Raw genomic sequence first — 26,878 nt, forward strand, 5'->3', positions numbered from 1 at the left:
GAGAGAATTGACTGTTCGTTAACCAACTTTGGCCATGGGTATTCGCAAGATCACTCGGGGGCCTAAATGGATCTTCAACAACGCGACTTTTCTGCCTTTGTCGGATCGGATGGCGAGCGCCCCGATGTGACGATTGTCATGCCTGTGCTCAATGAAGTCGACAGTCTTCCGCATTGCATCGGCAACGCGCTGGAAGCGCTGGCACGTATGCGTTCAGAACTCGACTTGTCTGGCGAGATCGTGATCGCCGACAACGGTTCAACTGACGGCAGTCAGGCATTGGCAACAGAGCTCGGCGCACGCGTGGTTCCGGTTGAGCGTCGCGGATACGGCGCGGCATTGATCGGCGGCTGCGAAGCGGCTTTCGGACGCTACATCGTGATGGGCGACTGCGATGGCAGCTACAATTTCACTGAAGGCGTTGCGATGGTCGCAAAGCTGGAAGAAGGCTATGACGTGTGTATGGGCAACCGCTTCAAAGGCGGCATTGCTCCGGGCGCTATGCCTTGGAAAAACAAGCATATCGGCAATCCGGGCCTGACCGGCGTTTTGAACCTCTTCTTCCGCAGCGGCATTGGCGATGCGCATTGCGGTCTGCGCGCGATCCGCAAGGAAGCGTTCACCGAATTGAACCTCAGCGGCTCCGGTATGGAATTCGCGAGCGAGATGGTCATCAAGGCCGCACTCACCAAGCAGCGCATGGCTGAAGTGCCGGCAACGCTCAGCCCCGACCTGCGGGACCGCCCGCCGCATCTGCGCCCCTTGCGTGATGGCTGGCGGCACTTGCGTTATCTCTTCATGCTGAGCCCGACCTGGGTGTTTGGTGTGCCTGCTACGATGGCGCTGGCAGCGGCGACGGTCATCTTCGCTATCGGTCTGATGCATGCGCTTGGCATCCTGCCAGGACCAAGCTTCTTCGGCACGAGCTGGAGCATCGTTGCAGGTTTCCTTGCGACTTGCGGCCATCTGGGCTTGATCATGGCTGTGGCAACACACTTCCACGGAGTGCGCAGCGGCTATCGACTGATGCGGCCAGTCTTCAAACGAAACGAGAAGCTGATGACGCTCGAGTTTGCTCTGCTAACCGGCCTCGGTCTGTGTGCTGTTGGCGCGGTTGGCATGGCTGCGGTTGCTTACAGCTGGGGCCAGGCAGGCTTTATCGCGCTTGATAATCCGCTTCCACTCATCCTTTCTGCAACAATCGGTGCAATCGGCTTGCAAACGATCCTCGGCGGCTTTCTTCTCGCCATCATTGGCGGCAATGACAACCGTTTGACCCCGCGCGGTGAAGAGAAGACCCGTTGAACACGAAAACATCTCGCCCATGGCTGTCCATCGTGATGCCCGTGCACCAGCCCAATCAATGGCTGGATGATGCGCTTGCGAGTATAGAAGACGATGGCCGCGATGGCGGGATCGAAGTCATAATCCGCGATTCAACGCCAGAGTTTCCGGCAGGCGCCGTGTTCGTTCGCCAGCACCGCGACCGCTTGAACATTGACTATGCGCATATGCCGCATATCGCTAGCTGGACACGTAAGACGAATATGGGTGTCGAGGAATCGCGCGGTCACCATGTCTGCACGCTGCACCAGGATGATCTTTGGCTTCCGGAGCGGGTTGCGACCACCCGTGATATGATTGCAAGCGCGCAGGACGCAGCGCTCTATCTCACGCCTGCGCGGCTGATCGACAATGCGTCGCGTGATCTGGGCGGATGGCGTCCACCCTTCAAGCAAGGACAAGTTCCGCAGGCTGCGTTCCGCGATATGCTGCTGGTGCAAAACTCGATTGCCATGCCCGCGCCTGTGTTCAAGCGCGATGCATATCTTGCGGCAGGCGGCCTTGATGAGAGCCTTTGGTACACGCCCGATTGGGAATTGTGGCTGAAACTCGGCGATCAAGGCCCGGTGGTGTTCGATCCACGCCCAACCAGCGCCTTTCGTATCCATGGCGGCGCGCAGACCATGACCCGCAGCCGTAGCGAATTTGCCGAACAGCTCGGCATAGTGCTGGACCGACATCTGGTAGAAGACGGCCCAACCGCTCGTATCAGCCGGGCCTCGGTTGCTATCAACACAGCGCTCGCAGAAGCAGCAGCCGGCGACAGTAAGGCCAAGTGGCGCGCGCTTGGCAATTTCGCCAAGCTCGGCCCCGTGGATGCAGTGCGATATCTCAAATATTCGCGGCTGGTCGAGCGACTGTGGCCGCGGCTGCGTTTGCGCTTTGCAGGAGGACTGTGACGATGGCAGTGGGTGCGTTCGTCCGAAAGTGTTTTGGGCCCTATGAGCCGCAGATTTCCGAAGCTTGGCGATCCATGTTCGTCAATCTCGATGACTGGACGGCACAGGTCCAGACGCTATGCCCTTCCCCGCGCCGGATCCTCGAGGTCGGATGCGGCGAAGGCGCAATGACAGAGCGTCTCGCTGCTGCTTTCCCGAATGCTCAGATCGACGCAATTGACATCACACCGCGTCTTGGACGGCTGTTCAACGGCGATGGCGCTCGCGTCAATTTCCACGAGGAATATGTCGAAGATCGCTTGGCGAAAAACCCCGAGCCGTATGATTTGATCCTTCTCGTAGATGTGCTTCACCATGTGCCAGAGAACGCGCAAGGCTCACTCCTTGCTTCAATCCGCGAACTCCTCGCGCCGGGCGGTGTTTTCGCGATGAAGGATTGGGAGCGCAATTACACGCCGATCTATTGGTTTTGCTATTTTGCGGACCGGTTCCTTACTGGCGACCGCATTCGCTACAAAACGCCTGACGAAGCGAAAGAGCAGCTTTCAGAGATCTTCGGAAAAGGTCAGGTGAATCGCGGGATGCATGTGAAACCGTGGCGAACCAACTATTCGCTGATTGCGACGCGGGCCTGACCTGCGATGAAAGCCATCGCAAACCGCCAATCACTTCGCTATCTCGCGATCGCAGCGCTGTCAGCGATCAGCTACAACGCGATCATCATAGCGCTCGACTATGCCGGGATCAGTTATCTGATTGGAGTGGTCGTGGCGACCGCGGTCGTGATTACCGGAGCCTATCTCGCTCATGCGACTGTGACTTTCTCTCAGCCGCTGAGCTTGACAGCCTATATGCGGTTTGTCTCTGCTCAGATCGCGGGTTTCTTTCTGTCAGTGATAATCCTGGCAGCCATGATTGACGGCCTGCAATGGCCAGTCATCGTCGCAACACCCGTCGCCACCGTATTGCTGTTCGCGTACAACTTCATTTCAGCACGGTGGGCAATCCTCACCAAGCGCTGAAGCGAAAGGCCTTACGCTGCTGGCTTTTCCCAAGTCGCGATGAAGGTCGCAAATGGCAGTCTGCCTGGAAGACGATGATATAGGCGCTCAAGTCCAAGCGCCGGGCCTGCGATCCATTTCTTCGCACCGCCTGACATACGCAGCACCCAATTTTGCAGAAGCAGGAAGTAGGCTGGACCGCCGATATAGCGCAAATCAACGGGTTTCAGCCCGTGCGCGTGGTCATTCACCAGCTTCTGGTGCGACAGCGCGTGTTCATTATCCGCATCGAAATGGCTGGTGTCGAGCCTATACCAGAGTTTGCGAAGCGGCTCGAGCATGAAGTCGGCATTGGGCTCAGCCATGATCAGGCGCCCCCCCGGGTTCAGCAGCTTGGCGATGTTCTCGAACGCAACGTCCAAATCAGCGACCAAATGATGAATACCGCCCATAACCAGCAACGCGTCATAGCTCTGCTCGACTTCGAGAGGCACCGTCAGGTCCCAGACATAGCACGGACGATTGTGAAGCTTTGTGAAATCGTCAGCCGCAGATTGCGAAATATCGCAGCCTGAAATCTCAAGACCGGGCTTGTGATCGCGCATCCATCCAGCCGCGCTGCCGATCCCGCTGGCGAGCTCCATCAGGCTCTTGGCATCGCCCAGCATTTCCAGGATGGGGCGGTAAATGAACTCTTCCTTGTACCCTTCCGCGAATTCGTCCGTGGTTGCTTCGGCATACTTTTCGTGGATGGCCTCAAACAGCTGTTTCTGGCTTTCAAGCGCGATGCCTGAAGATGTCCCCTCGGCCATTGCCGCAAACTCCCCGTAATTCGCTCCGAAATGAGCAGCTCGGGTGTAGCGGCGGCATGGTAAACAAATTCATAAAACTACTGGGTAATCGAGGTCTCCAACCCGTCATCGCTTCCAGTCTCAAATATGGAGCACGGCGGGTCAGGCATGGCATCAGCCTCTTCACGTGGCACATCGTGCAACCCTGCCAGCGCAATTTCCGTTGAGTCGATCAGCGAAACCGTTCCGTTCGCGCAAATTTCCATAAACTTTTCCCGCGTGAGGAAACGCCGCGAAATGACTATCGGCTGGTTCGTAAGGTCAGCATGATTGCGCACCTGATCCACCACGCTGCTATGCCGCAAATCGTCGATCATGACGTAATCGGTATCGCGCGCCTCGACGATCTGCGTCAGCTTGACATAAGGCTCAGTGAAGCTGCGAGCGGACCACAGATTGGCAGGCAACGCAATCAGCGCAGTCGTTGCAATAAGCAAGACCGCCGCACCATCGGCCCATTTCTTGTCCGCATTCACAAGCTCGCGATAGCCGAATGCAGCAAGCAGACAAAAGCTCCCCAGCAGACCATGCACATAGCGATAGCCCCAGCCGTGGCCCTGATAAGGCAGCAGGATGGTCATGGCGACTAACGTCAGAACAATCCCGCCAAGCAGCGCCAGAGCAATTGGATCGCGGCGCTTGATCGCGGGGCCCGCCGCTATCACAAACGGCAGAATGAACAACGCATTCCAGCCGATGCCTCTGACCAGATTAAACGTCATGTACTGGATCGTAAGGGGATCGAATTGCGTGATCAGCGGCAGGATGCGTTCAGTCAGGAAAGTTGAAATACCACCCTCTTTGCCTGGCTCAGGAACGACGCCAGCCCAATCCATCACAATTCCGGGCCAGCTCATCCAGAGCGCGACGCCAGCAAGGTAGACCAATCCATAGGCCCCGACATGCAGCCACTTCTTCTGCATGAGCAGCCACAGCACAAAGGGACCGGCAAACAGCGGATGAAACACAAACTGATGCAGACCCATGGCGAGAACACCGACCAGCATTGCCAGAGCGTGGCTCCACCAGCGATCTTTCAGAAAGAGCGCGAGCCACAGCAGATTTAAGGCGAGATGGCCTGTCATCGCATAGGTCGTCATGCCGTTCGCGAGGATTTGCGCGGACAAGAGATAGCCCAGCAGCACCAGCCATTGAGCAGAGGCATTGTCTGCGAAGACCCGTCTTGCAATCCACCAGAGGCTGACAAAGCCAATTGCAGCCAATAGTGGGTTCATCAGAGCCGGGTCAGCAATCTTGCCAAAGAACCCGCGCATGGCAGAATTGACCGGCAAATAGCCAGACACCAACAGTACATTGCCGGGCGTGTCTTGCAGGAAGGCAGGGACGAGCGCTCTTGCAAACCCTGTCCACTCTTCGGGAAGACGCTCGGCCACCTTGCCGTCCGCATATATTGCCGCGTCGAACACCGCCATGTGCTCGTCACGCGTCAACGGATAGTCAAACATCCACCAATGCGTGCCCGCCCAGAGCGCAAGACATAGTGCAATCGCAACCGGAACCACGAATTTTGCACCTGGAATGGACTCTGGAAGTGCGATCTGCGGCGTCCACCGTGTACTCGCAACCCAGGCCACAACACACAGCAGCACCACATACGCGTCATGCGTAACAAAGTAATAGCGCGAGAGCGTCGCGTGCGGCTGTAAGGCCAAGAAAACGAGCGCGATCATCAGATAGATCGCAGGCTTTTGCATAACCGATTTGGGAATCACGGATTTGGAAATCGAACCCATCAGTGAAACCGGCCCCTCATATCATGGGCGCTTCGCCCGCATTGTGTTGGGTTCCAATAGAGCGAACCCGTCAAAACTTGCTTACTTTGGCTAACCGCTTTCCACAGCGCTGGCACGGGAGCGGCGTAAAGATGTGCAAAAAAGGGCGCAGCAAGCTGGCATGGTAACGCTTCTTCGACCTCTGCTGGGCTAGAGGATATCGGCGATGAGCACGCTAAGCCAACAGATCAATGACAGATTTGCCGCGAGTGAACGCGCGCTGGCAAACCGCGCCTTGTGGTTCATGCTGGCTGGCGCATTGCTGGCATTTCAAGCGTTTCTCATCTGGAGCCACAAGCCTTGGGCAGACGAGCTCCAGGCGCTCATGATCGCGCTCGAGGCATCTGACCAGGCGACACTGCTCGCTTGGCTGCGATATGAAGGCCATCCGCCGCTGTGGTACTGGCTGCTGAGTGCGCTTGGCGCAGTATGCGAACCGCATCTTATCCTGCCGTTGGCCGCAACTTTGTGTGCGGGGATCGCGCAAGGGGCAATACTGTTCGGCTCGCCATTTTCGCGGATTGAGCGGCTGCTGATCGCCTCCAGCCAGTATGTGCTGTTTGAATTCCTGACGATCTCGCGTGGCACTTCGCTCGGCGTGGCGCTTGTAACGCTGGTCCTGCTCGGCTGGCGCAGCAAATGGTTCTGGCTGCTGCTCGCGCTGCTGCCGCTGGTCGACTTCCTGTTCGGAGTGATCTCCGGCGTGTTCCTTGTGCTTAAATGGCGAGAGAAAGACCTGTGGTGGCCCGGCGTTGGCCTATGGCTCGCAGGATCGGCTGTCGCCGCTTGGACGGTCCTGCCGCCGGCTGACATGGTCAATGCTATCGATGCGATGCAGCGTCTGCACGGTATAGACTTGTTGCTGCACAATGCGCGCGGCTGGTTCCTCAAAGTCGGCAGCATCCCGCTGCCCTTCCCCGGCGGTATGTTCCCCGAATGGAAAGCGCCTGTCGTTCCTATCGCGGGATATGCCTGGATCTTGTTCCTTGCTTTGTGTTGGTATGCCACGAAAGGCCGTCCGTGGCACGCGCTGATGATGTTCGGCTTCCTCGGGTTTACGCTGCTCTTCAATCTCGCAGTCTATTCGATCGGGCTGCGGCACATGTTGCTGGCTGCTCTATTGCTGATTGCCCTTGTGTGGCTAGCGCGGCGCGAGAGCGACCCGCCAAGCGCTGCTTTCCGCGTATGGATCGCGGTCGCAGCAATATGCGGCTTCGCGAGCTCGCTAATCAGTACGGAACGCGGTTTCAGCAATGGCGAAGAGGTGTTAGCAGCGATTGAAGAACGGGGGCTTGCAGGCAAGCACTGGATCGCTTTGCCCGAATGGCGCGTGCCCGCGATCTCTGGCCGGTCAGACATTGTCTTCACGCGTCCGGAAGCAAATTGTCGTTTCCGCTTTGTCCGTTGGGATCACAAAAGTAACGCCTTGCAAGGCCAGGACGAATTCACAGCCATGCTCCGGCAAACAGTGGACGAGCACGGCCGCAGCTATCTTGCCAGCGATATCAATCTGCTTGGTTTCGATGCCGGTTTGGTTGAGAAGCTGGAAACCATACCTGCTGGTTATGATGGTATCACGTTCCACCTCTACGTGATCGGACCACAAGCACCTGAGAAAGCTGTTGATTTGCCTTTCTGCTACGAAGCTTAACGCGAATGCACGAAACTGCCCGGACCTTAGGAAAAAAATAAACTTTCCGATTTATTCACCACAATTCGAGAGGCGATCTTCGCGTACTGCGGAGCGAGCCATGCAATCGTAGTGAAAGAATTCTGGGGGCGATCAATGAGCGCATTCGGCAAAAAGACTGGACCTTCTGGCTTCAAGCCCGGAGCGCGTCCGTCTTTCGGTGTGGCAAAGCCCATGAAGGGCGGAGATCGCGGTTCTCCCAATGGTGAAGATGAAGAAGGCGGAGAGCAGTTTCCGCCACTGCCTGATGGTGCTGCGGAAGCACCGGCAAAAAGCGCATCACAAGGTCGCGGAAACGCCACCGATGACGCGATGAGCCGTCTGGCCGAGCGTATGAACTCGGTCGACAGCGGCGAATCCGAAGTTGGCGGCTTTGAAGCCAGCGTTCACAAGATCAAGGAACAGGTTCTTCCGCGTCTGCTCGAGCGCGTCGACCCAGAGGCGGCAGCGACGCTCACCAAAGAAGAACTGTCCGAAGAATTCCGCCCGATCATCATGGAAGTGCTGGCCGAGCTGAAGGTCACACTGAACCGCCGCGAGCAGTTTGCACTTGAAAAAGTCCTGATCGACGAGCTGCTGGGCTTCGGCCCCTTGGAAGAGCTCCTCAATGACCCGGATATCTCCGATATCATGGTCAACGGTCCGCAGCAGACCTACATCGAGAAAAAGGGCCGTCTTGTTATCGCGCCGATCCAGTTCCGCGATGAACAACACCTTTTCCAGATCGCGCAGCGCATCGTGAACCAGGTCGGCCGCCGCGTCGACCAGACCACACCGCTTGCCGACGCCCGCTTGAAAGACGGCTCACGTGTGAACGTGATCGTACCGCCGCTCTCGCTAAAAGGCACTGCGATTTCCATTCGTAAGTTCTCCGAGAAACCGATCACCTTGGACATGCTCAAGGAATTCGGCTCGATGAGCGAGAAAATGTGTACCGCATTGAAGATCGCGGGCGCATGCCGGATGAACATCGTTATCTCAGGCGGTACGGGTTCAGGTAAAACCACCATGCTCAACGCTCTGTCGAAAATGATCGACCCGGGCGAGCGCGTGCTAACCATCGAGGACGCCGCGGAACTTCGCTTGCAACAGCCGCACTGGCTGCCGCTTGAAACGCGTCCGCCAAACCTTGAAGGCCAAGGCGCGATTACCATCGGCGACTTGGTCAAGAACGCTCTGCGTATGCGTCCTGACCGGATCATCCTGGGTGAGATTCGTGGCGCGGAATGTTTTGACCTTCTCGCCGCTATGAACACGGGCCATGATGGCTCCATGTGTACGCTTCACGCCAACTCACCGCGTGAGTGTCTCGGCCGTATGGAAAACATGATCCTGATGGGTGACATCAAGATCCCTAAGGAAGCCATTTCACGCCAGATCGCAGAGTCAGTTGACCTGATCGTTCAGGTTAAGCGTTTGCGCGATGGTTCGCGTCGCACCACCAACATCACTGAAGTGATCGGGATGGAAGGCGATGTGATCGTGACGCAGGAGCTGTTCAAGTTCGAGTATCTGGACGAAAGCGAAGACGGCAAGATCCTCGGCGAATTTCGCAGTCAGGGCCTGCGCCCTTACACACTGGAGAAAGCCCGCCAGTTCGGCTTCGACCAGGCGTATCTGGAAGCGTGTCTGTAGTTTGCTTTTCGCTCCGACACCCGTCGGAGCGTCCTCGCTAGATGCGCAGCAGGCTGCACCCGCTGCAGGCGGCCGGTCGGCCTTGCGGTTCGCTGAGCGCGGACCGTGCTCCACGATTTCTCATCAACTCACCAAGACCTTCGGCAGGCTCATCACCAACAATCCGCCACCGATAATCATCGCGCCGACAAAGATGCCGAGCCACGGGACCCAGCCCACGCGCTTAATATCCTCGCGCTTTAAGCGGCGACGCTCCATTGTCCCGGCAATCGCGCCGACAAGCACGAATGCGCAGCCGACAAGCGCCATAAGCTCGGCATCGCTCGCAAAGCGCAAATGTTGAAGCACACTATCCATCACGCGGCATATGGGCGCTGTTGAAGCTTGCGCAAAGTCCCCATGCGCCTACACGCGGCAGCTATGGACGGTTCTGTCGCCAACCCTCAGCCTTTCAAGGCAATTGCTATCCGGATAGCGGCGGCATTTGCGATATCGACGATGGCCATGCTGATCAAAGTCGCCGGCGAGCGCGGTGTGCATTTGGCTGAGCTCCTATTCTGGCGTCAGGCCATCGCGAGCGTGCTGGTCGCTGGCTTCCTTATCGCTGCTGGCCGCATCGCAACTGTCAAAACCAAACGCTTTAGCGCCCATTTTCGCCGGGCTTTTGTAGGCCTTGTCAGCATGTGCTTTCTCTACGGCACAGTCCTCATCCTGCCATTGGCAGAAGCGACAGCGATAAACTTTACCGCACCGTTTTTTGCTGTGATGCTGTCCGTTATCCTGTTCAAAGAGCAGGTCGGCAAATATCGTTGGGGTGCAGTTTTCTTCGGCTTTATGGGTGTGCTTGTGATCACGCAGCCCGGTGGCAATGCGATCAATCCCATGGGCGTTGCAACAGGGTTGATCGGCGCATTCTTCGTCGCGCTGATTTCCTATCAAGTGCAGGACCTGAACAAGACGGAAAGCCCGTGGAGCATCGTGTTCTGGTTCGGTGTTTTGTCCGCGCCGATGGCGGCGTTCGCCTTGCCATTCTTTGCATCACACCATGATCCCACGACGTGGATGATCATCATCGCGATGGCCGTGTCAGGCGGAATTGCGCAATTGCTGCTGACGGCAAGCCTGCGATTTGGTTCTGCTGCAACGATCATCATCATCGACTATACTTCACTCCTATGGGCGGTCGGATATGGCTGGGGTGTTTTCGACAAGGCGCCAACGAGCGGCCTTTGGCTTGGGGCACCGCTGATCCTCGGAGCAGGTCTTCTCATCGCGCGGCGCGAAGCGTTGCTGGCACGCGATAAACGGCGATCCGCGGCGCAAGCCTAGGTTCATTGCCTGCGTGACAAGAGGCACCAGCTTGGTGTATTCTCGCGCTCAAACAAGGAGAAAACAATGCTTCGCAAGACTATGATTGTTGCTGCGCTCGCAGCGATGACACTCACGACAGCCGCCTGCAACACTGTTCGCGGTGTGGGCGACGATCTCAAGTCCGCTGCAGACGCGGTTGACGACGAAACATGAGCTGACGGGGTTTTCTCCCCTCGCTGTTTCGAGAATTATCAGACGCTCGCCAAGCAATTGGCGGGCGTTTGTGATTCTGCTCTCTAGTTCTTGCGATAAACCAGCGTGAGATTGTTGGCCGGCATTTCGTGCCGCGCGGTTCGCTTAAAGTCGTGCTGAGCTGCGAGCGCGTCCACCGCATTGATCTGCCTGATGCCCCACTCCGGATCGCGCGCCTTCAAGCTCTCATCAAAAGCGAGATTGGATGGCGCTGGCTCGACTCCGTCTTCGTAATAAGGGCCATAGAGGATAAGCGGCGCGCCGGTCGCAAGCAGTCTTCCCGCGCCTTGAAACAGGCCCTCGGTCACTGACCAAGGCGCGATGTGGACCATGTTCGCACAGAATATTGCATCGGCTGAGCGGACTTCCCAGTTCTCCGGTTTCGCCGCGTCGATCACAGTGGGCCATTTGAGATTGGCCCCGCCCTGCTCGCTTTGCCAAGCGATGATCGAGGCGAGCGCTTCTTCCTGAAAATCGCTGGGCTGCCAGATCAGGTGCGGCAAGCGCTCTGCGAAATAGACCGCATGCTCACCTGACCCGCTCGCGACTTCGAGCACTGTCCCTGTTGACGGCAATTCCTTCGCAAGAACATCCGCGATTACCTCGCGATTGCGCAAGGTCGCGGGCGCGTGGCGTTTCGCGTCGTTCATCGGTTCCGCTGCCAGGCTCTAGCTGACTTGTCGCTCCTGCCCCGCCCAATAGGGCTCGCGCAGAGTCCGGCGCAGGATCTTGCCAGAGGGATTGCGCGGCATTTCAGGAATGAAATCAATGCTTTTTGGGGCCTTGAAAGCGGCAACACGCTCACGCGCATAATCGATCACATCCTGCTCAGCGCATTCGCAATCGGGCTTCAAGACGACACAAGCTTTCACTTCCTCGCCCCACTTCTCGCTCGGGATACCAATCACAGCGACTTCCGCGATGGCCGGATGACCGTAGATCGCGCTTTCGACCTCTGCCGGATAGACGTTCTCCCCGCCAGAGATGATCATGTCCTTGATGCGGTCCTGAATGTAGATGTAGCCGTCTTCATCCATGTAAGCCGCATCGCCGGTATGGACCCAGCCATCCTCGTCCAGCGTGCTCGCGGTCGCTTCGGGAAGCTTCCAATAACCCGCCATGTTGGACGGCGACTTGATGGCAATTTCGCCGATTGTACCGCGTGGCACTTCATTGCCGTCCGGATCGACGATCTGGATTTCGACCCCGGGGCAGGCCTTGCCGCAAGACCGCATACGCTGATTGCCTTCAAGGTCGTGGTCTTCCGGCGGCAGCATGGTCACAGTGCCGGCTGTCTCGGTCATGCCGTAAACCTGCAGGAAGCCTGTACCCGGCATGGTGCGGACCGCCTCTTTCAAGAGCTCGAGCGGCATCGGCGCTGCGCCGTAGAGCAGATACCGCAAATTCGAGAAATCCGTCGTTGCAGCGCGCGGATGCTGCACCACCATCTGCACCGCTGCTGGCACGATGAACATATGCGTCACCCCGTTCTCGATCCCGTCAATGACCTGATCAGGGATGAACTCGCTTAGGATCAGAGCGCGAATGCCGGAAGAGACTGAGATCACTACGAGACCCGTGCCGCCAATATGCGCGCATGGCATGCAAGCGAGAATGCAGTCGTCAGCCTCGTAATTGTACCATGGCTGCTTTGCGGCAATGCCCGGACGGCGCAGGCCTAGCAGATTGCCATTAGTGAGCACCGCGCCTTTGGGATTGCCGGTCGTGCCTGAGGTATAAAGCTGAAGCGCCGGCGTATGTTTGTCCGCAGGCTCGTACTCAGCTTCATCCATCTGAGCGATCATCGCGCGCGCTTCATGTTCGTCGAGCACTACCGCGCCATTGCCCATGTCAGCCACGATCGCTTTCGCGGCATCGGCAAAACCTTCGCCTGCAATCACCAGCTTCGCTTCGGTATCGCCCAAGATGTATGCAATCTCTGGCGGAGCAAGCCGCCATCCGACTGGCGCAGCCACCGCACCGGAACGCGCCGCCGCCATCAGCATGACGAAGAACAGGTCTGAATTCTTGCCGAGCCAGGCAACGCGGTCGCCCTTCCCGATGCCTTTAGACTGGAACAACGCGATGGTCTTGCGCGTCATCGCGTCCAGCTCGCCAAAGGTCGTTACACGCCCTTCATGCTCCAGCGCAGCCTGATCGGGTCGCTCCTTCGCCCAAAGGTTGAGGATATCATCGAAGGTCTCGAAACTGTGATGCGCGGTCATGGCCTCTCCACTGGTCATGTTTTGATTTGCAACCAGTTTGCCAATTTTGGCCGCGAAGGCGAGTCTTTTCGCGCTTAGGTAAAGCGCCCTTGTTCGCGAGCGCGTTTCTCGCGCACCAGCAGCCAGATCAACAGCCCGAGCGGTCCTGCCATCAGCGTCGCCAGCAGCACCGGCACCTGGATGATCCGGCCAAAACCTTTCGCATCGGCATCGCGCGCAATCCAGATACCAACAAACAGGTCGAATGCGAGATAATGCACCCAGCCGATCGTGATGCCAGCGTCACTAGAGAAAAGCGTGCGCACGCCTTCGATAGAACTGAAATCGCCCCCGGACACGCCGCCACCCGGGTCCAGCGTCCCGCTCATCAAGCCGATCAGGCCCACGGCATAGGTAAGGCACAGCAAGCCCACGCCTGCATAGAGTATCGCGGCGAGCAGCGCAGGCCAGCGCGGCAGGAATGCGAGCGCCACCCAGCAAATGAGCGCGTATATATTGGCGATGGAAAAGACTGTGTCCCAGCTCATGCGAGGCCCCTTATTCCGTGTTTTCAGACCATGCGATAGCGCGTGGTTCCGCCATGCGCCAGAGACGCGGCTCTAAACCGTCTCAGCCCGCTTCATCCAGTCGCGCGCCGCGCGCTGGATCGCATCGTGATCATGCGTGAAGCGACCGGCGGCTTTGCGGGTCGCAAGACCGAGCGCCGCATGCGCGACAGTCTTTGCCGGAATGGAGCGGTATTTGCGTAAGCCCCCGCTCATAAATGGATCGATCAAAGGGCTCGCAATCTTGGCGAGACCTTCACCGAACCGCAGATCATCAACCCGCCTACCCTTAAGCAGTCCAGGCCGCAAAATATCGAGCCGCTTGAATTTCAGCTGCGTCAGATCGCGCTCGACCTCGCCTTTGACGCGCAGGTAGAAATTCTTTGTCCCTACTGTGGCGCCGACAGAGCTGATCGAGACCATGCGTTCAATTCCGGCTTCGCGAGCAGCTTTGGCTGTGTTCACAACCAGGTGCTGATCGACTGCACGGAACGCCTCCTCATCGCGCCCCGCACGCTTCCACGTCGTGCCGAGCGCGTTGATCAAGCAGTCAGGCTGCAGCTGGGCCAGAACTTCGCCCCAGCTTTCAGGATCAGCGATAAAGCATTCCATCCGCGCATCTTGCGGCAGCTCGAATTCGCGCCGCGCAATCGCAATGACGCGCACATCGGGGCGATACCGCACTTCTTCCAGAATGCGCGTCCCGATCAGCCCGGTTGAGCCCAGCACAGCGATGCGAATGGGATCAGACATTAGTCAATCCCTGCGGCGCTTTGCCTTCAATCGACGTATAGGCTTCTGTCGCGAACCGGTCGCTCATCCCGGCGATGAAATCCGCGATGGTGCGGGCACGCTGGGGTTGCTCCGCAGGCAATTGAGCCTGCCAATCCAGCGGCATAAGTCCTGCATCCTGCGAGTAAGCCTCAAACAGGCGCGCCACCACTTCGCGCGCATTTGTCGCAGCTGAAACCTGATCCTTGTGGTAATAGAGCCGTTCGTACATGAAGGCTTTCAACCCGCGTTCCTCCTCTGCAAAGGCAGGAGAGAACCCCGCCAATTGCCGCTCAGCCTGCCTTACGTCTTCAACGCTTTCCAAACCAGCAACCTGTTCGCGCGTGTGCGTGATGACATCATTGACCATCAGGCCGATCTGTTCACGCACAAGCTCGCGCAATTGTCGGTCGCGTGGGGCATGTGGAAAGCGTTTTTCGACCGCCCGCCACTGATCTGCGAGGAATTCCAGCGAAAGCAGGTCATCAAGGTCGAGAAATCCTGCGCGAAGGCCGTCATCAATATCATGATTGTCGTATGCAATGTCATCGGCAACAGCTGCGACTTGCGCTTCAAGCGACGGCCAATGCGCAAGCTCAAGCGGGAAGTCGGCATCAAGCTCTGCCAAAGCCCAATTGGGCGACGAAACCGGGCCGTTATGCTTTGCAAGTCCTTCCAGCAGGTCCCAAGTGAGGTTTAGCCCGTCATGCTCCGGGTACGGGCTTTCCAGCCGCATGACCGTCCGCAGAGCATGCGCATTGTGGCAAAATCCGCCAAAGGGCTCCATCGCTTCGGTAAGCGCGTCTTCGCCTGCATGGCCGAACGGCGGATGACCCAGATCATGCGCTAGGCACAGCGCTTCTGTCAGATCCTCGTTTAGACCCAGCGCGCGCGCAATCACCCGACCGATTTGAGCCACTTCAAGGCTATGCGTCATGCGCGTGCGATAATGATCGCCTTCCGGCGCGATGAATACCTGCGTCTTGGAGCGCAGCCTGCGAAAACTCATTGAATGGATGATGCGGTCACGGTCACGCTGAAACTCGCTACGGGGCCCGCGCGCAGGCCCAGAACCGCTCGCAAACTCGCGGCCACGTGTTGCTTCAGGATCGGCAGCAAAAGGCGCAGAGCTCATCACGCGGGAGCGATTACGAGAGCTATGCCTGCTTGCCAACGGGAACAATGGCCGAACATGGGATTCGCAAGCGAAATTTTTGGAAGCCAGATAAGGAACGGCCGCCCGATCGTGTTCGATTCAGGCGGCCTGCACAGGCCATCGATTGGCAACCCGAAGGCTCGGTGCAGCGGGAGAACAGGTTTGCCGAAGCAACGTTCTCACGCTTAACCCGCCTTATATCAAAGTTTCTGACTGTTGAAACTACCTAATTGTAGAAAAGCGACATTTATTCCGCAGGTCTTTGCGCAAGATGCACAAAACATGTTTTTGTACAATAACTTAGCCGAGAATCCACTCCGCTGCAGCCTGGCAGTGAATACGAGTGGAATCGAATACGGGCAGCACATTGGCGTCGACATCGACGATCAACTCCAGCTCTGTCGATGCAAGCACAATAGCGCCTGCGCCTTCCTGTGCTTTCTTCGTGATAATTGTCTTCAATTCGCGCTCCGCGTCGCGGGACACTTTACCGACCATCAGCTCTTCATATATAATCTTGTCGAGGATTTCGACATTAGCCATGTCAGGGGGCAGCAAATCCACACCGCATGCGACCAGATGCTTGCGATAGAAGCTCTCTGTCATCACGTTGCGCGTACCGATGAGCGCCGCGCTCTTGCAGTTGGCCGTTTTCATCGCTTGCCCGACATGCTCTGCAATATGAAGGACGGGAATGGTGATCTGGCCGGCGACGTGGTCGTAAACCTTGTGCATGGAGTTCGCGCAGATGACGAGGCCTTCAGCGCCGGCATCCTCGAGCCGCTTAGCGCTGTCCGACAGGACTTCTTCCGCGTGTTTCCAGTCGCCTTCCTGACGCAGACCGTAAAGCTGGCTGAAGTCCAGGCTTTCAATCAGCATCGGCGCGCTGGCCATGTCTTTAGACGCGCGTTTTTGCACGGTCCGGTTGATCCGGTCGTAATACATGCCGGTTGAGACCCAGCTCATTCCGCCAATCAGGCCGAGTTTGCGCAAATAAGAATCCAGTTTGTGATTTTACTTTGCGCTCCGTTTAGCCGGATGCACAGCCATGCGTCTATAGCGCGCTCAAAGTGAAGAGGTTTCGCTGCCTTCGATACTTAATGGCGCGCTTACCAGCCATTCTTGCACATCTCCGACTGTTTGGTCCGCTGCCTCTTCCTGCGGCAGATGGCCGATGCCGGGGTAAGAGATGAGCTGCGCATTGGGCAGTGTATCCGCATACCACTCGCCAGCCGACAGCGGGATGAGCGTATCTTCCTCGCCCCAGAGGATCAGCGTGGGGGCGGTAATCTGTCCGACGTCGCTTTCATCAAAACTGCTCCAGCCAATAGAGAAACGCTCGATCGTAGCCGCGCGATTTCCGGGGTAGCGCAGCATCTCCCAATAGCGGTCGATCATGGCCTCGGTCACGATGTTCTGATTGCTGACGGACTGCCTCAGCGAACGTTCGATCAGACTGCGCGGTGTGATTTGCTTCGCGATCTGGCGCACGCCCGGCATCGCGGCGATGGAAAAGCCGGTATTGCCGCTGCTTTCTTCTCGCCGCACGGGCGCGCCGCCTGCGTCGACGAGAATCATGCCCGCGAGACGCTCAGGATGCGCGATCGCAAAGCCGACCGAATGCGAGCCGCCCATGGAATTGCCGCCAATGACAAAGCGCTCCAACTTTAGAGTATCAGCAAAAGCAAGAATGTCTGCGATGAAGCCATCGCGAGTATAGTCTGAGTCGCCCGCTTTACCTGTCAGGCCATGTCCGGCCTGGTCAAACCGGATGACGCGGTAATCATCGCGCAAGGCCTCTGCCCAGGGCTGCCAAGTGGAAAGGTCTGCGTTGGAGCCGTGAAGAAGCAGAATAGGAAGCGCATCGCGCGGCCCCTCGTCGCGGTAATGGACTTCAGTCCCATCAGGCAGGGTGACGAATTGCGAAGGCTCACTGGCATATTTGGCGCGCATTTCAGCAGGATCTGTGTCGGGTGTCCGGAAGATCACGAAGCATATCGCGAGTATCCCTGCGATCACGCCAGTGATCTTGAGTAATCTGCGCATCATCTACCGTCCATCTAGCGTGTATCTACCGTCTATCTAATGCAGTCTCTATCACGCAGATTCCGGCAGTTCCCACTGTAACTTCAATGGCTTCGCGGTCATCGACACGCCGAATGCGGTCCAGAGCCTCTTGCGTTGAAAGCGGGATCGAGGACTCCCCGTCCTGCGGTGCAGCGCGCTCAAGCTTGCGTAACTGATTGATTGACAAGCGCTCTACCATGCGCGGCGCCATGCAATCAGCCATGTTTTCAGACAGGCCATTGTCCATCAGGACCGTTTTGACCCTCTCTTCCGTCACATCCTCCAGCCCGCCAAACCAGATCCACGCGCCAACCCCCAACGCTACGACCAGCAGAAGAATGACAAGCTTTTTCAAGGTATTGACCTCAGGTTCTAGTCGAGCGCCCTAATCAAGAGCTTTGTTGATTTCCTCGACCATTTTCTTCGCATCCGACAAGAGCATCATCGTCTGGTCCATGTAGAAGACGTCGTTATCGACCCCGGCATAACCAACGCCGCCCATCGAGCGCTTGATGAAGAACACCTGCTTGGCCTTGTCGACATCGAACACGGGCATGCCGAAAATCGGCGAAGATTTGTCGGTTTTCGCCGCCGGGTTCACGACGTCATTCGCACCGATGATGAACGCAACATCGGCCTGTGCGAACTCGGAGTTTATGTCCTCAAGTTCAAACACTTCGTCATATGGCACGTTGGCTTCAGCGAGCAGCACATTCATGTGGCCAGGCATACGCCCCGCTACCGGGTGGATCGCATATTTAACGTCCACGCCTTTCTCTTTGAGCAAGTCTGCCATCTCGCGCAGCACGTGCTGAGCCTGCGCCACCGCCATACCGTAACCCGGGATGATAATGACCTTCTCGGCCTGCTCGAGCATAAAGGCCGCATCATCTGCGCTACCTTGCTTGTAGGGGCGAGCCTCGCGCGCTTCGCCGCCGCCTGCGCTATCGTCCGCGCCGAAGCCGCCCGCAATGACGGAAATGAAGCTGCGGTTCATCGCGCGGCACATGATGTAGCTGAGGATTGCGCCTGACGAGCCGACCAGTGCGCCGGTGATGATCATCGCCGTGTTTCCGAGAGTGAAACCCATCGCTGCGGCGGCCCAGCCGGAATAGCTGTTCAACATCGAAACGACGACCGGCATATCTGCGCCGCCGATAGGAATGATGAGCAGGAAGCCAATAATGAACGCGAGCACCGTCACTGCGATGATCAGCGGCATGGTTTCTGCCGGACCGCTTGCGATGGCAAACATGCCTGTAAGGACAATAATCGCCACGAGCGTGCCGAGGTTGATAACGTGGCGCAGCGGTAGCAGAATTGGCGAGCCACTCATCTTGCCCGACAGTTTAAGGAACGCGATGACAGAGCCTGAGAAGGTGATCGCACCAATGGCGATGCCGAGACCCATCTCGATCTTGCTGACTGCCGAAATGGTGCCTTCACCCACAAGCAGCCCGAACGCACCAGGGTTCAGATAGGCTGCCCAGCCCACCAGAACTGCTGCCATGCCAACCAGCGAGTGAAAGCCGGCGACAAGCTCCGGCATTTGTGTCATCGCAATGCGGCGTGCGATTGTGAGCCCGATGACCCCGCCTACAAACATCGCCAAACCAATCTCGACGATGTTTGCTATGTCATGTGTTACCAGCGTCGTTACGACCGCAATCAGCATACCGATCATGCCATTGCGATTGCCCGCGCGCGATGTGGCAGGACTAGACAAGCCCCGCAGCGCGAGGATGAAAAAGACGCCTGAGACGAGATACGCAAGCGCTACCCATGCAGGTGTACCGCTGGCATCCGCGCCAGCTGCCAGGAGATCGAAGCTCATCACTTCTTCTCCTTCTTCTTGTACATCGCGAGCATGCGCTCTGTGACGGCAAAGCCGCCAAATATGTTCACGCTAGCCAAGACAACGCCAATCAGGCCAAGCCACTTGGCCACCACACTCCCCGCCTCAGCCGACGCAATCAAAGCGCCGACGATAATCACGGAGGAAATCGCGTTCGTTACCGCCATCAACGGTGTGTGCAGTGCGGGCGTCACCGACCACACCACGTAGTAGCCTACGAAGCACGCCAGCACGAAGATCGAGAGGATTGAAATAAAGTCCATCAGTTCGCTCCCGTCAGGCGTTCATTCACGACCTTGCCGCCCTGCGTCAGCCGCACCGCGTCTCCGATTTCTTCGTCGAGCACAGGTTTGCCTGCTTCCTTGTCCCAAAAGGCACTGAGGAAATTGAACAGGTTGCGAGAGAACAGCGCTGAAGCATCTGCAGCCAGATGGCTTGCGGTGTTTGAAAAGCCGATGATCTTGACGCCATGGCTGACTGCGGTCTCGTCAGGCTTGGAGCCTTCGACATTGCCGCCTTGTGCAACTGCCAAGTCAAATATCACACTGCCAGGCTTCATCGTCGCGATCTGAGCGTCAGAGATAAGCCGCGGTGCCGCGCGCCCCGGGATCAGCGCGGTAGTGATGACGATATCCTGCTTGGCGATATGTTCGGAAACCAGCTCAGCTTGAGCCTTCTGGTATTCCTCGCTCATCTCAGTCGCGTAGCCGCCTGAACCTTCGCCTTCGATGCCTTCGACGCTTTCGACAAAAATCGGCTTGGCACCAAGCGAAGCAATCTGTTCCTTGGTGGCAGAACGAACGTCCGTGGCTGAGACCTGAGCGCCCAGACGTTTCGCGGTTGCAATCGCTTGAAGTCCTGCAACTCCTACGCCCATCACAAAGACCCGCGCGGCTTGAACTGTGCCTGCTGCGGTCATCATCATCGGGAATGCGCGGCCATACTCGTCAGCTGCGGAAATCACCGCTTTGTACCCAGCGAGGTTCGACTGGCTTGAGAGCACGTCCATGGATTGCGCGCGTGTGATGCGCGGCATGAATTCCATGGAAAGCGCTTCGAGACCGGCTTTTGCGTAAGATTCAATGAGCTCGCGATTACAGAACGGATCGAACAGTGCCGCAACCCAAGCACCGCTGTTTGCGCCTGCAAGGCTTCCCGCATCCGGCGCTTGAACACCCAAAACGATGTCAGCGCCTTTCAGCACGGCATCGCGAGCAGCGACAGCTGCGCCTGCCTCTGTGTAAGCCGATTCGCTGATCGAAGCGGTTGCCCCAGCTTCAGACTCAACGGCAACTTCAGCGCCCAGGCCAATGAATTTCTTGACAGTTTCAGGCGTCGCGGCGACCCGCGTCTCTCCTGAGGCGTGCTCCTTAAGGACCGCGATCCGCAAAACCCGGCGCGCCTTATTCGGCAATCAGCGTGAGCACGAATAGCGTAACGATCGCAATGATCGGCACGCTCCACTTCAGCAGGCTGATGAAGCCGCCATAGGTCTTGTTTGCCGATTTCATGTCATGCGAAGCCATCTGAGCCTATCCCCGTATTGTCTCGTGTTAACGGTAATGTTCGGCTGCGCTCTATCGTTCCTGATTGCCGCTGCCAAGTCCTCAACAAAATGCGACGAAATGAGTGCGACATGCCAACAGCCTTAATCGGGTCTTTACTCCTTCTCACTAATTTGACCGCTCGTATCGCATTGGGACGGTTAGAGCATGTCAGAGAGCGACCAGCGCTTGATTCTGTTGATTGATGATGAGCCGGCGCAGTGCCGGTTAATCTCTGCGCTTGTCGCGCGTGAGGGTTGGCGCACTGTAACCGCGGCTGATCCGGACAGCGCAATCGCAATGCTGGGCACACAGGACGGGATGGAGCTGGAAGCGATCATCCTTGACCAGTGGGTGCCCGGCGATGATGCCTGCGATCTGATTGCAGAGCTCAAATCGCGCCGCCCTGCCCTGCCCATCCTCATGCTCACCACGTCCGCATCCCCCGCTCTTGCTGTTGAAGCGATGCGTGCAGGGGCAACCGACTATCTCATCAAGCCGATCGCGCCTGATCGCTTACTCGAAGCTCTGCGGGCCGCAACCGAAGCCGCCAGCCCGCAGGACGAGCTGATGCCGCTAAGCGAGAAGATGGGCGCAGCGCTCGACTTCGATGCAATGATCGGCACTGCACCGACTTTCCGCACAGCGCTTGCACAAGCAGCAAAGGCTGCGCGTGGCCATGCCAATGTCGTCATCGAAGGCGAAGGCGGGACCGGCAAGGAAATGCTGATGCGCGCCATGCATGGCGCAAGTCCTCGCACGAAGCTTGCGCTACGCACGATCAATATCGGCGGGATTCCAGCGAGCAATCTGCCCTCTGTCCTGTTCGGCCACGAGCCAAACGCTTTCCCGGGCGCGTTCGACCGCCAGATCGGCGCGTTGCAGCAGGCCGATGGTGGGACGCTGATGCTCGATGAAATCGACCGTCTGGACGACAGCTTGCAGGAAAAGCTGGAAGAGGTCCTTTCTGAAGGCATCGTACGCCCGCTTGGCGCAACGCACGGCTTCCGCGTCGATATCCGGATCTTCTCTGCCAGCAACTTCCCGCTGCGCGAGCTCGTCAAAGCGGGCCAATTCCGCGAGAGGCTGTTCGAGCTGCTGGCACCAACACTCATCACTCTGCCGCCTTTGCGCGAGCGGGCCGGCGATATTCCTGCCCTCACCCGCCATTTCCTTGGCCGGATCGGTGAGCAGCCAGGCCTGCGTCACATGTCGATTGCCGACAGCGCGCTGACGCTGCTGCAAGCCTATGATTGGCCGGGCAACGTACGCCAGCTGCAAGCGGTACTGTTCCGCGCTGCTGTGTTCTGCGATGATGAATCGCTGACGTCTGCGAGCTTCCCGCAATTGTCGGAGCTGCTCGGCGAGCCGCGTGCACGCGCATCTTCTCCGCATCAGGAAGGCGTCGGTGTGATGCTCTACACCGATGACGGCAATTTGCGCCCACTGGAAGAGATCGAAGCCGATGTGATCCGCCTGGCGATAGGCCATTATCGCGGCCGGATGACCGAAGTCGCGCGCCGTCTCGGCATTGGTCGCTCGACGCTTTACCGCAAGCTTGCTGACCTGGGCATCGACAACGCTGCTTGATTGACGCAGCCCGTCCGCCTAGCGCAGGCGCATGACGGGATCTCAAGACTTTAAAGGTCGAAGCGCGCTGGTCACCGGCGCGGCTTCCGGTATCGGTAAAGCGTGCGCAGAAGCGCTCGCTGCGCGCGGCGCGGCCACGCTTACCTTGATCGATGTGGACGAAGCTGGCCTTGAAGCGCTGGATTTGCCTTGCGAGGTGAACCGCGTCGTTGGAAGCGTGGGCGATCCCGCGCTTTGGCAAGAGCTGGAGCCGCAGCTTGGCAAGCTCGATCATGCTGTCGTCAATGCGGGCATTGGCTCCGGCGGAGCGATCCCGGACCTCGACTTTGCCGAGTGGCGCCGCGTCATGGACGTCAATCTCGATGGCGCCTTCCTGACGCTCGGCACCGCCATGCGCGCGATGGGGAGCAATGGCGGCAGCGCAGTTGTCGTCTCTTCCACCACCGGCGTGAAAGCGATTGGAGGCATCGGACCTTATGGCGTTTCCAAAGCCGCGGTGGCGCATATGGCGCGGATTGCCGCGCTTGACGGGGTCGCGAACGGTATTCGAGTGAACGCCATTGCGCCGGGCGGCGTCGACACTGCGATCTGGGAAAGCTCGGAGGACTTCAAAGCGCTGGTCGCTGCAGAAGGGCGCGAGGCAGCGATCAAGAAGCTCGCGAGCACGACGCCTAATGGCCGCTTTGCGAGCTCGGCAGAGATGGCCGACACGATCCTCTATCTGCTGTCCGATGCCGCTTCCAACATCACCGGCCACGTGCTGGTAAGCGATGGTGGGTTCACGCTCTAGCAGCGTGCCAATCCCGCAAGCCAGTTTCAAACCGGAGGCAATTCCGCAAAGTCCGTAAGCGCTGCGTCGCGTAATCCTCGCCATACATTGCGCGCTTGAACGGTCTGCGCCACGTCATGCACGCGCAGCATCTGTACGCCTGCATTCATCCCCGCGACCGCCAAAGCGAGCGAACCGCCTAATCGCTGCTCAACCGGGGCCTCATTCGACAATGCACCAATCATCCGCTTGCGGCTCGCGCCAAGCAGGATTGGCTGCCCGAGCGCGTGGAACAGCGGCAGCGCATTGATGAGCGCGAGATTGTCCGCCAACGATTTGCCAAAGCCGATGCCGGGATCAAGCACGATCTTTGACCGGGAAATGCCGGAAGACACGGCCGCATCGCGCCGTTCCTTGAGCCCATCGAACACGTCGAACACGACGCTGGTGTAATTGCCGTCAGCATGGAGATCATCGCCGTCGCCGGGTGCATGCATAAGGATCACAGGACAGCCTGCTCGCGCTGCAAGCTCGGCCGTTCGCGGATCGTGCCGCATGGCAGAGACATCGTTGATCGCATGCGCGCCTGCGTCCAGCGCCGCCTCGAGAACGCCAGCACGCCGGCTGTCGATGCTGATCGCTGCGCCCATGGCAGAGCAATATTCAACCGCAGGCAGGACCCGCTCCTTCTCATCGCCTTCCCAGGTTGCCGCAGCGCCCGGCCGCGTGCTTTCGCCGCCAATGTCGATCAGGGCGGCACCTGATTCGATCATCGCGGAAGCATGCTCGCGCCCCGCTTCAACATCATCGAGGAACTGCCCGCCGTCCGAGAAGCTGTCAGGCGTCACATTGAGGATACCCACGATCTGCGGCTGATCGAGCCGGACAGTACGCTCCCCCAACTGCATGGGTGGGTGAACCAGGCCGAGATTGGTCCACTGGTCCTGCGCTTCCTCGCGAACCGTGTCAGGCAGACTAGCAATCACGCCGTCAATGGTGCCCGAGGTCGCCAGCGTTCGTGAGACAGTCTCGCCACCTTTGCGGACGATCACCGCAAATTCACGCGCATAGACCATTCCGCCGGCTAGCCGCAGTGCGTCACCATCGGCGGATTGCGGTCCGGGCACGGTCGTCAGAGGGCGGATGTAGACGCTCTCGCTCATCGCAAGGCGCTTTCACCAAAGGCATGTTGGATACGCATGTTACACAGTCCTGAGAAAGAAAACTTCACGGGGTATGCGTTCGGCGATTGGCGGATGGATTGGAAGGGCAAAAGGCGCAACATTCCCCGAGTTTAGTCAGCCTGCGCGCTGTAGGACAGGCCACAAAAAGGGGCTGCACCAGCGGCACAGCCCCTCTTCTTGTGTCTTCTCAAGAGGAGTGCTGATTAACCGCCGAAGCGAAAGCGTATTCCTGCTGAAAGAATGGATTGCTGCGATTCAACGCCCAGGGTCGCTGGCAGCAAGTTCAATGGCACCTCGGCGTCCTCGAACGTGTCACGATAAGTGTATTGCGCGAACAGATCGACGCTTTCGGTCACGGCAAAGCCCGCACCTGCCATCAATTGATAGGAGAATGCGCCGTCATCATCGTCCGCCACATCAACGCCCGATGGCGCGAACTCAGCATCGACCCATTGATAGCCAACGCCTGCCCCGACATAGGGCTTGAACGCACTGCCGGTCTGGATGTCGTAGAACACGTTACCAAACAGTCCGAAATTCTTCACTGAGCCCTGCCCATCGGCAATCACTGCACCAACCGTCGGATTGGCTGCATCCGGCGCCGCGCGGGTCAGAACCGCGACATCAAGCGCGTCAATATCGGTTCCGCCAACGGTCAGTTCGCTATGGCTGTCGACATCGTATTTCGTGAAGGAACCTTCGAGTTCGGTGCGAAGGCCGTTCTCGAATGCGTAGCCGATCTGGCCAGAGATCGAGTAACCGTCATCGAACTCGGTTTCCCAGCCGAGCTCAGTGCCCGCAGGGATCTCGGGCCAGTCATCGGTGGCCGGAACAGTCGTGTCGAATTCGCCGGAATTGTCGGATTCGCCGGGAAGAACCAATCCGCCGCTGACCCCGATATAGGGTCCGCTTTCCTTGTCCTGTGCATGAGCTGCGACAGGCAGAGCGAGAGCAATAATACTTCCTGAAATCAATAGCTTTTTCATTGTCTTTCCTATTGTCATCGTCGGCTGGGGGAATGTGCCGACGTGACAACTGAAAGGCTTTGAAAGCTGTTGTTTTCCTGAACATCGCAGCTCTCGCGGCGAGCCGTGTTTAATCCTCGGTGGCGAGCAAATAAGTCTGCCGGGCAGCGTCGATCGGCTTCACGTCTTTGCCGTTTGGTCCATCGACTTCGTAGTGCCAGAAGGTCCAGCCATTGCAGCTCGGCGCGCCTTGCAGCTCCTTGCCGAGTCCGTGGATTGAGCCGGTCTGATTACCGATTGCCAGAGAACCATCAGCGCGCACTGTCGCAACCCAACGGCGCTTCTTGTCGAACACTTCTGTGCCGGGTTTGAGGTAACCGTTCTCGACCAATGCTCCGAAAGCGACACGAGGCGCAGACTTCTTGCTCTGCATCGTTTCAAGCGCGCTTTCATCAAGCGGCAGCTCTTTCTCGATCCGCTTGTAAGCCGCATCGCGATAGACGTTCTCGCGCTCGCATCCGATCCATTCACGGCCCAGGCGCTTAGCCACCGCGCCGGTTGTGCCGGTGCCGAAGAATGGGTCGAGAATCACGTCGCCCTTCTCCGTCGTTGCAAGCAGCACGCGGTAAAGCAGGCTTTCCGGCTTCTGCGTCGGGTGCACCTTTGTGCCGCCCTCTTTCAGCCGCTCGGCGCCCGCACAGATTGGCAGCACCCAGTCGCTGCGCATTTGCAACTCGTCATTCAAAGTCTTCATCGCGCGATAGTTGAAGTGATACTTCGCTTTCTCGCCCTGACTGCACCACAGCAAAGTCTCATGCGCATTGGTGAAGCGCGTGCCTTTGAAATTCGGCATCGGGTTCGACTTGCGCCAGACGATATCGTTCAAGATCCAGAAGCCCAAATCCTGCAGGATCGCGCCAACGCGGTAGATATTATGATAGCTTCCAATGACCCAAAGCGCGCCATCGGGCTTCAGGACGCGTTTGGCCTCGGTCAGCCAGTCACGTGTGAACTCATCATAAACACGGAAGCTGTCGAACTGGTCCCAGTGATCTGTAACAGCATCGACAGCGCTGCCGTCGGGACGATTCAAGTCACCGCCAAGCTGGAGATTGTAAGGAGGGTCCGCGAATACCAGGTCCACGCTCGCGTCGGGCAGCTTGCGCATGGCTTCCACACAGTCGCCATCAAGGATCCGCCCGATCGGCAGCTCCACGGCTGTTTCAAGACGCTTGGCGCGCGTTTTGGTGGTCTCAAGGACGCCCATATCCACATTCCTTTGGCAGAGTTATCCACAGGGTGAGTCCTATGGAGTCCCGCGTCAAGAACAGAATTATCGGCGATTATGGTTAATGCGGCGTTAGTTATGACGGAACAAAAGGAGTCCCGCACAAGATATTGAGTCTGCGTGTGTTTCGCAGACTCGAGATG

The 26,878-nt window shown here is 58.0% G+C and carries 28 protein-coding genes; 10 read left to right on the plus strand and 18 right to left on the minus strand.

Translation table 11 applies throughout. From position 1 onward, the window contains the following. The first annotated feature begins 66 nt into the window (after positions 1-66). Genes HUO12_RS06720 through HUO12_RS06735 form a run of 4 tightly spaced genes read left to right on the plus strand, consistent with a single transcriptional unit; the run spans position 67 to position 3,265 of the window. Positions 67-1,305, plus strand: a complete 1,239-nt coding sequence (locus HUO12_RS06720) for a glycosyltransferase family 2 protein (protein WP_176272850.1) — start codon at positions 67-69, stop codon at positions 1,303-1,305. Beyond that, entirely contained in the window at positions 1,302-2,243 is a 942-nt protein-coding gene (locus HUO12_RS06725; RefSeq protein ID WP_176272851.1) for a glycosyltransferase, read from the plus strand. The genes HUO12_RS06720 and HUO12_RS06725 overlap by 4 nt, the downstream gene beginning before the upstream one ends. Before the next feature lie 2 nt (positions 2,244-2,245). Further along, on the plus strand, positions 2,246-2,878 hold the full coding sequence (locus HUO12_RS06730) for a class I SAM-dependent methyltransferase (RefSeq protein WP_176272852.1): 633 nt from the start codon (positions 2,246-2,248) through the stop codon (positions 2,876-2,878). Positions 2,879-2,884: 6 nt separating this feature from the next. Beyond that, the gene (locus HUO12_RS06735; RefSeq protein ID WP_176272853.1) at positions 2,885-3,265 is read left to right on the plus strand and encodes a GtrA family protein; all 381 of its coding nucleotides are present in this window, start codon (positions 2,885-2,887) and stop codon (positions 3,263-3,265) included. An 11-nt stretch (positions 3,266-3,276) separates the two neighbouring features. Here the strand turns inward: HUO12_RS06735 and HUO12_RS06740 are convergent, their stop codons facing one another. Further along, on the minus strand, positions 3,277-4,056 hold the full coding sequence (locus HUO12_RS06740) for a class I SAM-dependent methyltransferase (RefSeq protein ID WP_176272854.1): 780 nt from the start codon (positions 4,054-4,056) through the stop codon (positions 3,277-3,279). A 77-nt stretch (positions 4,057-4,133) separates the two neighbouring features. After that, entirely contained in the window at positions 4,134-5,849 is a 1,716-nt protein-coding gene (locus HUO12_RS06745; RefSeq protein WP_176272855.1) for a hypothetical protein, read from the minus strand. Between the two features lie 205 nt (positions 5,850-6,054). Between HUO12_RS06745 and HUO12_RS06750 the strand changes: the two genes are divergently transcribed. After that, positions 6,055-7,539: a hypothetical protein gene (locus HUO12_RS06750; RefSeq protein ID WP_176272856.1), complete on the plus strand. Its 1,485-nt coding sequence runs from the start codon at positions 6,055-6,057 to the stop codon at positions 7,537-7,539. Positions 7,540-7,674: 135 nt separating this feature from the next. Continuing rightward, the gene (locus HUO12_RS06755; RefSeq protein ID WP_176272857.1) at positions 7,675-9,213 is read left to right on the plus strand and encodes a CpaF family protein; all 1,539 of its coding nucleotides are present in this window, start codon (positions 7,675-7,677) and stop codon (positions 9,211-9,213) included. Between the two features lie 123 nt (positions 9,214-9,336). Here HUO12_RS06755 and HUO12_RS06760 read toward each other — a convergent pair whose 3' ends face one another. Next, complete coding sequence (locus HUO12_RS06760; RefSeq protein ID WP_232367326.1) at positions 9,337-9,570, minus strand: hypothetical protein; 234 nt, start codon at positions 9,568-9,570, stop codon at positions 9,337-9,339. Between the two features lie 63 nt (positions 9,571-9,633). Between HUO12_RS06760 and HUO12_RS06765 the strand changes: the two genes are divergently transcribed. Continuing rightward, positions 9,634-10,542, plus strand: a complete 909-nt coding sequence (locus HUO12_RS06765) for a DMT family transporter (protein WP_176272858.1) — start codon at positions 9,634-9,636, stop codon at positions 10,540-10,542. A 66-nt stretch (positions 10,543-10,608) separates the two neighbouring features. Further along, positions 10,609-10,737, plus strand: coding sequence for a hypothetical protein (locus tag HUO12_RS14590; RefSeq protein ID WP_269748036.1), 129 nt, complete (start codon positions 10,609-10,611; stop codon positions 10,735-10,737). A gap of 83 nt (positions 10,738-10,820) precedes the next feature. Here HUO12_RS14590 and HUO12_RS06770 read toward each other — a convergent pair whose 3' ends face one another. From HUO12_RS06770 to HUO12_RS14595, 12 genes are all read right to left on the minus strand, one after another. Beyond that, complete coding sequence (locus HUO12_RS06770) at positions 10,821-11,426, minus strand: DUF938 domain-containing protein (protein WP_176272859.1); 606 nt, start codon at positions 11,424-11,426, stop codon at positions 10,821-10,823. A gap of 18 nt (positions 11,427-11,444) precedes the next feature. Further along, positions 11,445-13,019 carry a long-chain-fatty-acid--CoA ligase gene (locus HUO12_RS06775; RefSeq protein ID WP_232367327.1) on the minus strand — a complete coding sequence of 525 codons (1,575 nt, stop codon included), beginning with the start codon at positions 13,017-13,019 and terminating at the stop codon, positions 11,445-11,447. Positions 13,020-13,075: 56 nt separating this feature from the next. Further along, complete coding sequence (locus HUO12_RS06780) at positions 13,076-13,528, minus strand: ABA4-like family protein (RefSeq protein ID WP_176272860.1); 453 nt, start codon at positions 13,526-13,528, stop codon at positions 13,076-13,078. Between the two features lie 72 nt (positions 13,529-13,600). Then, a complete protein-coding gene (locus tag HUO12_RS06785; protein ID WP_176272861.1) occupies positions 13,601-14,299 on the minus strand; it encodes an NAD-dependent epimerase/dehydratase family protein in 699 nt (232 codons plus the stop codon). After that, positions 14,292-15,452, minus strand: a complete 1,161-nt coding sequence (locus HUO12_RS06790; RefSeq protein WP_176272862.1) for a deoxyguanosinetriphosphate triphosphohydrolase — start codon at positions 15,450-15,452, stop codon at positions 14,292-14,294. Before HUO12_RS06790 ends, HUO12_RS06785 begins: the two co-directional genes overlap by 8 nt. 321 nt (positions 15,453-15,773) lie before the next feature. Continuing rightward, positions 15,774-16,466 carry an aspartate/glutamate racemase family protein gene (locus HUO12_RS06795; RefSeq protein ID WP_176272863.1) on the minus strand — a complete coding sequence of 231 codons (693 nt, stop codon included), beginning with the start codon at positions 16,464-16,466 and terminating at the stop codon, positions 15,774-15,776. A 72-nt stretch (positions 16,467-16,538) separates the two neighbouring features. Next, the gene (locus HUO12_RS06800; RefSeq protein WP_232367329.1) at positions 16,539-17,522 is read right to left on the minus strand and encodes an alpha/beta fold hydrolase; all 984 of its coding nucleotides are present in this window, start codon (positions 17,520-17,522) and stop codon (positions 16,539-16,541) included. Positions 17,523-17,544: 22 nt separating this feature from the next. Further along, positions 17,545-17,895: a hypothetical protein gene (locus HUO12_RS06805; protein ID WP_176272864.1), complete on the minus strand. Its 351-nt coding sequence runs from the start codon at positions 17,893-17,895 to the stop codon at positions 17,545-17,547. A 30-nt stretch (positions 17,896-17,925) separates the two neighbouring features. Next, complete coding sequence (locus HUO12_RS06810) at positions 17,926-19,374, minus strand: NAD(P)(+) transhydrogenase (Re/Si-specific) subunit beta (RefSeq protein ID WP_176272865.1); 1,449 nt, start codon at positions 19,372-19,374, stop codon at positions 17,926-17,928. Then, positions 19,374-19,658 carry an NAD(P) transhydrogenase subunit alpha gene (locus tag HUO12_RS06815; RefSeq protein WP_176272866.1) on the minus strand — a complete coding sequence of 95 codons (285 nt, stop codon included), beginning with the start codon at positions 19,656-19,658 and terminating at the stop codon, positions 19,374-19,376. Before HUO12_RS06815 ends, HUO12_RS06810 begins: the two co-directional genes overlap by 1 nt. Continuing rightward, positions 19,658-20,785: a Re/Si-specific NAD(P)(+) transhydrogenase subunit alpha gene (locus HUO12_RS06820; protein WP_176272867.1), complete on the minus strand. Its 1,128-nt coding sequence runs from the start codon at positions 20,783-20,785 to the stop codon at positions 19,658-19,660. The genes HUO12_RS06815 and HUO12_RS06820 overlap by 1 nt, the downstream gene beginning before the upstream one ends. Positions 20,786-20,798: 13 nt before the next feature. Further along, positions 20,799-20,921 (minus strand): hypothetical protein, encoded by a 123-nt coding sequence (locus HUO12_RS14595; protein WP_269748037.1) that lies wholly within the window; start codon positions 20,919-20,921, stop codon positions 20,799-20,801. A 186-nt stretch (positions 20,922-21,107) separates the two neighbouring features. On the opposite strand from HUO12_RS14595, the gene HUO12_RS06825 reads away from it, so the two are divergent. Beyond that, entirely contained in the window at positions 21,108-22,529 is a 1,422-nt protein-coding gene (locus tag HUO12_RS06825; protein ID WP_176272868.1) for a sigma-54-dependent transcriptional regulator, read from the plus strand. Between the two features lie 31 nt (positions 22,530-22,560). Continuing rightward, the gene (locus tag HUO12_RS06830) at positions 22,561-23,319 is read left to right on the plus strand and encodes an SDR family NAD(P)-dependent oxidoreductase (protein ID WP_176272869.1); all 759 of its coding nucleotides are present in this window, start codon (positions 22,561-22,563) and stop codon (positions 23,317-23,319) included. A 26-nt stretch (positions 23,320-23,345) separates the two neighbouring features. Here the strand turns inward: HUO12_RS06830 and folP are convergent, their stop codons facing one another. The 3 genes from folP to HUO12_RS06845 all read right to left on the minus strand — a co-directional run bounded on the left by folP (position 23,346) and on the right by HUO12_RS06845 (position 26,714). After that, the gene (gene folP, locus HUO12_RS06835; RefSeq protein WP_176272870.1) at positions 23,346-24,461 is read right to left on the minus strand and encodes a dihydropteroate synthase; all 1,116 of its coding nucleotides are present in this window, start codon (positions 24,459-24,461) and stop codon (positions 23,346-23,348) included. 224 nt (positions 24,462-24,685) lie between these two features. Then, on the minus strand, positions 24,686-25,468 hold the full coding sequence (locus HUO12_RS06840; protein WP_176272871.1) for an outer membrane protein: 783 nt from the start codon (positions 25,466-25,468) through the stop codon (positions 24,686-24,688). Between the two features lie 109 nt (positions 25,469-25,577). Next, entirely contained in the window at positions 25,578-26,714 is a 1,137-nt protein-coding gene (locus HUO12_RS06845; protein ID WP_176272872.1) for a site-specific DNA-methyltransferase, read from the minus strand. Positions 26,715-26,878: the final 164 nt, after the last annotated feature.

The sequence above is a fragment of the Altererythrobacter lutimaris genome (genome assembly GCF_013371495.1).
Classification (GTDB): Bacteria; Pseudomonadota; Alphaproteobacteria; order Sphingomonadales; family Sphingomonadaceae; genus Erythrobacter; species Erythrobacter lutimaris_A.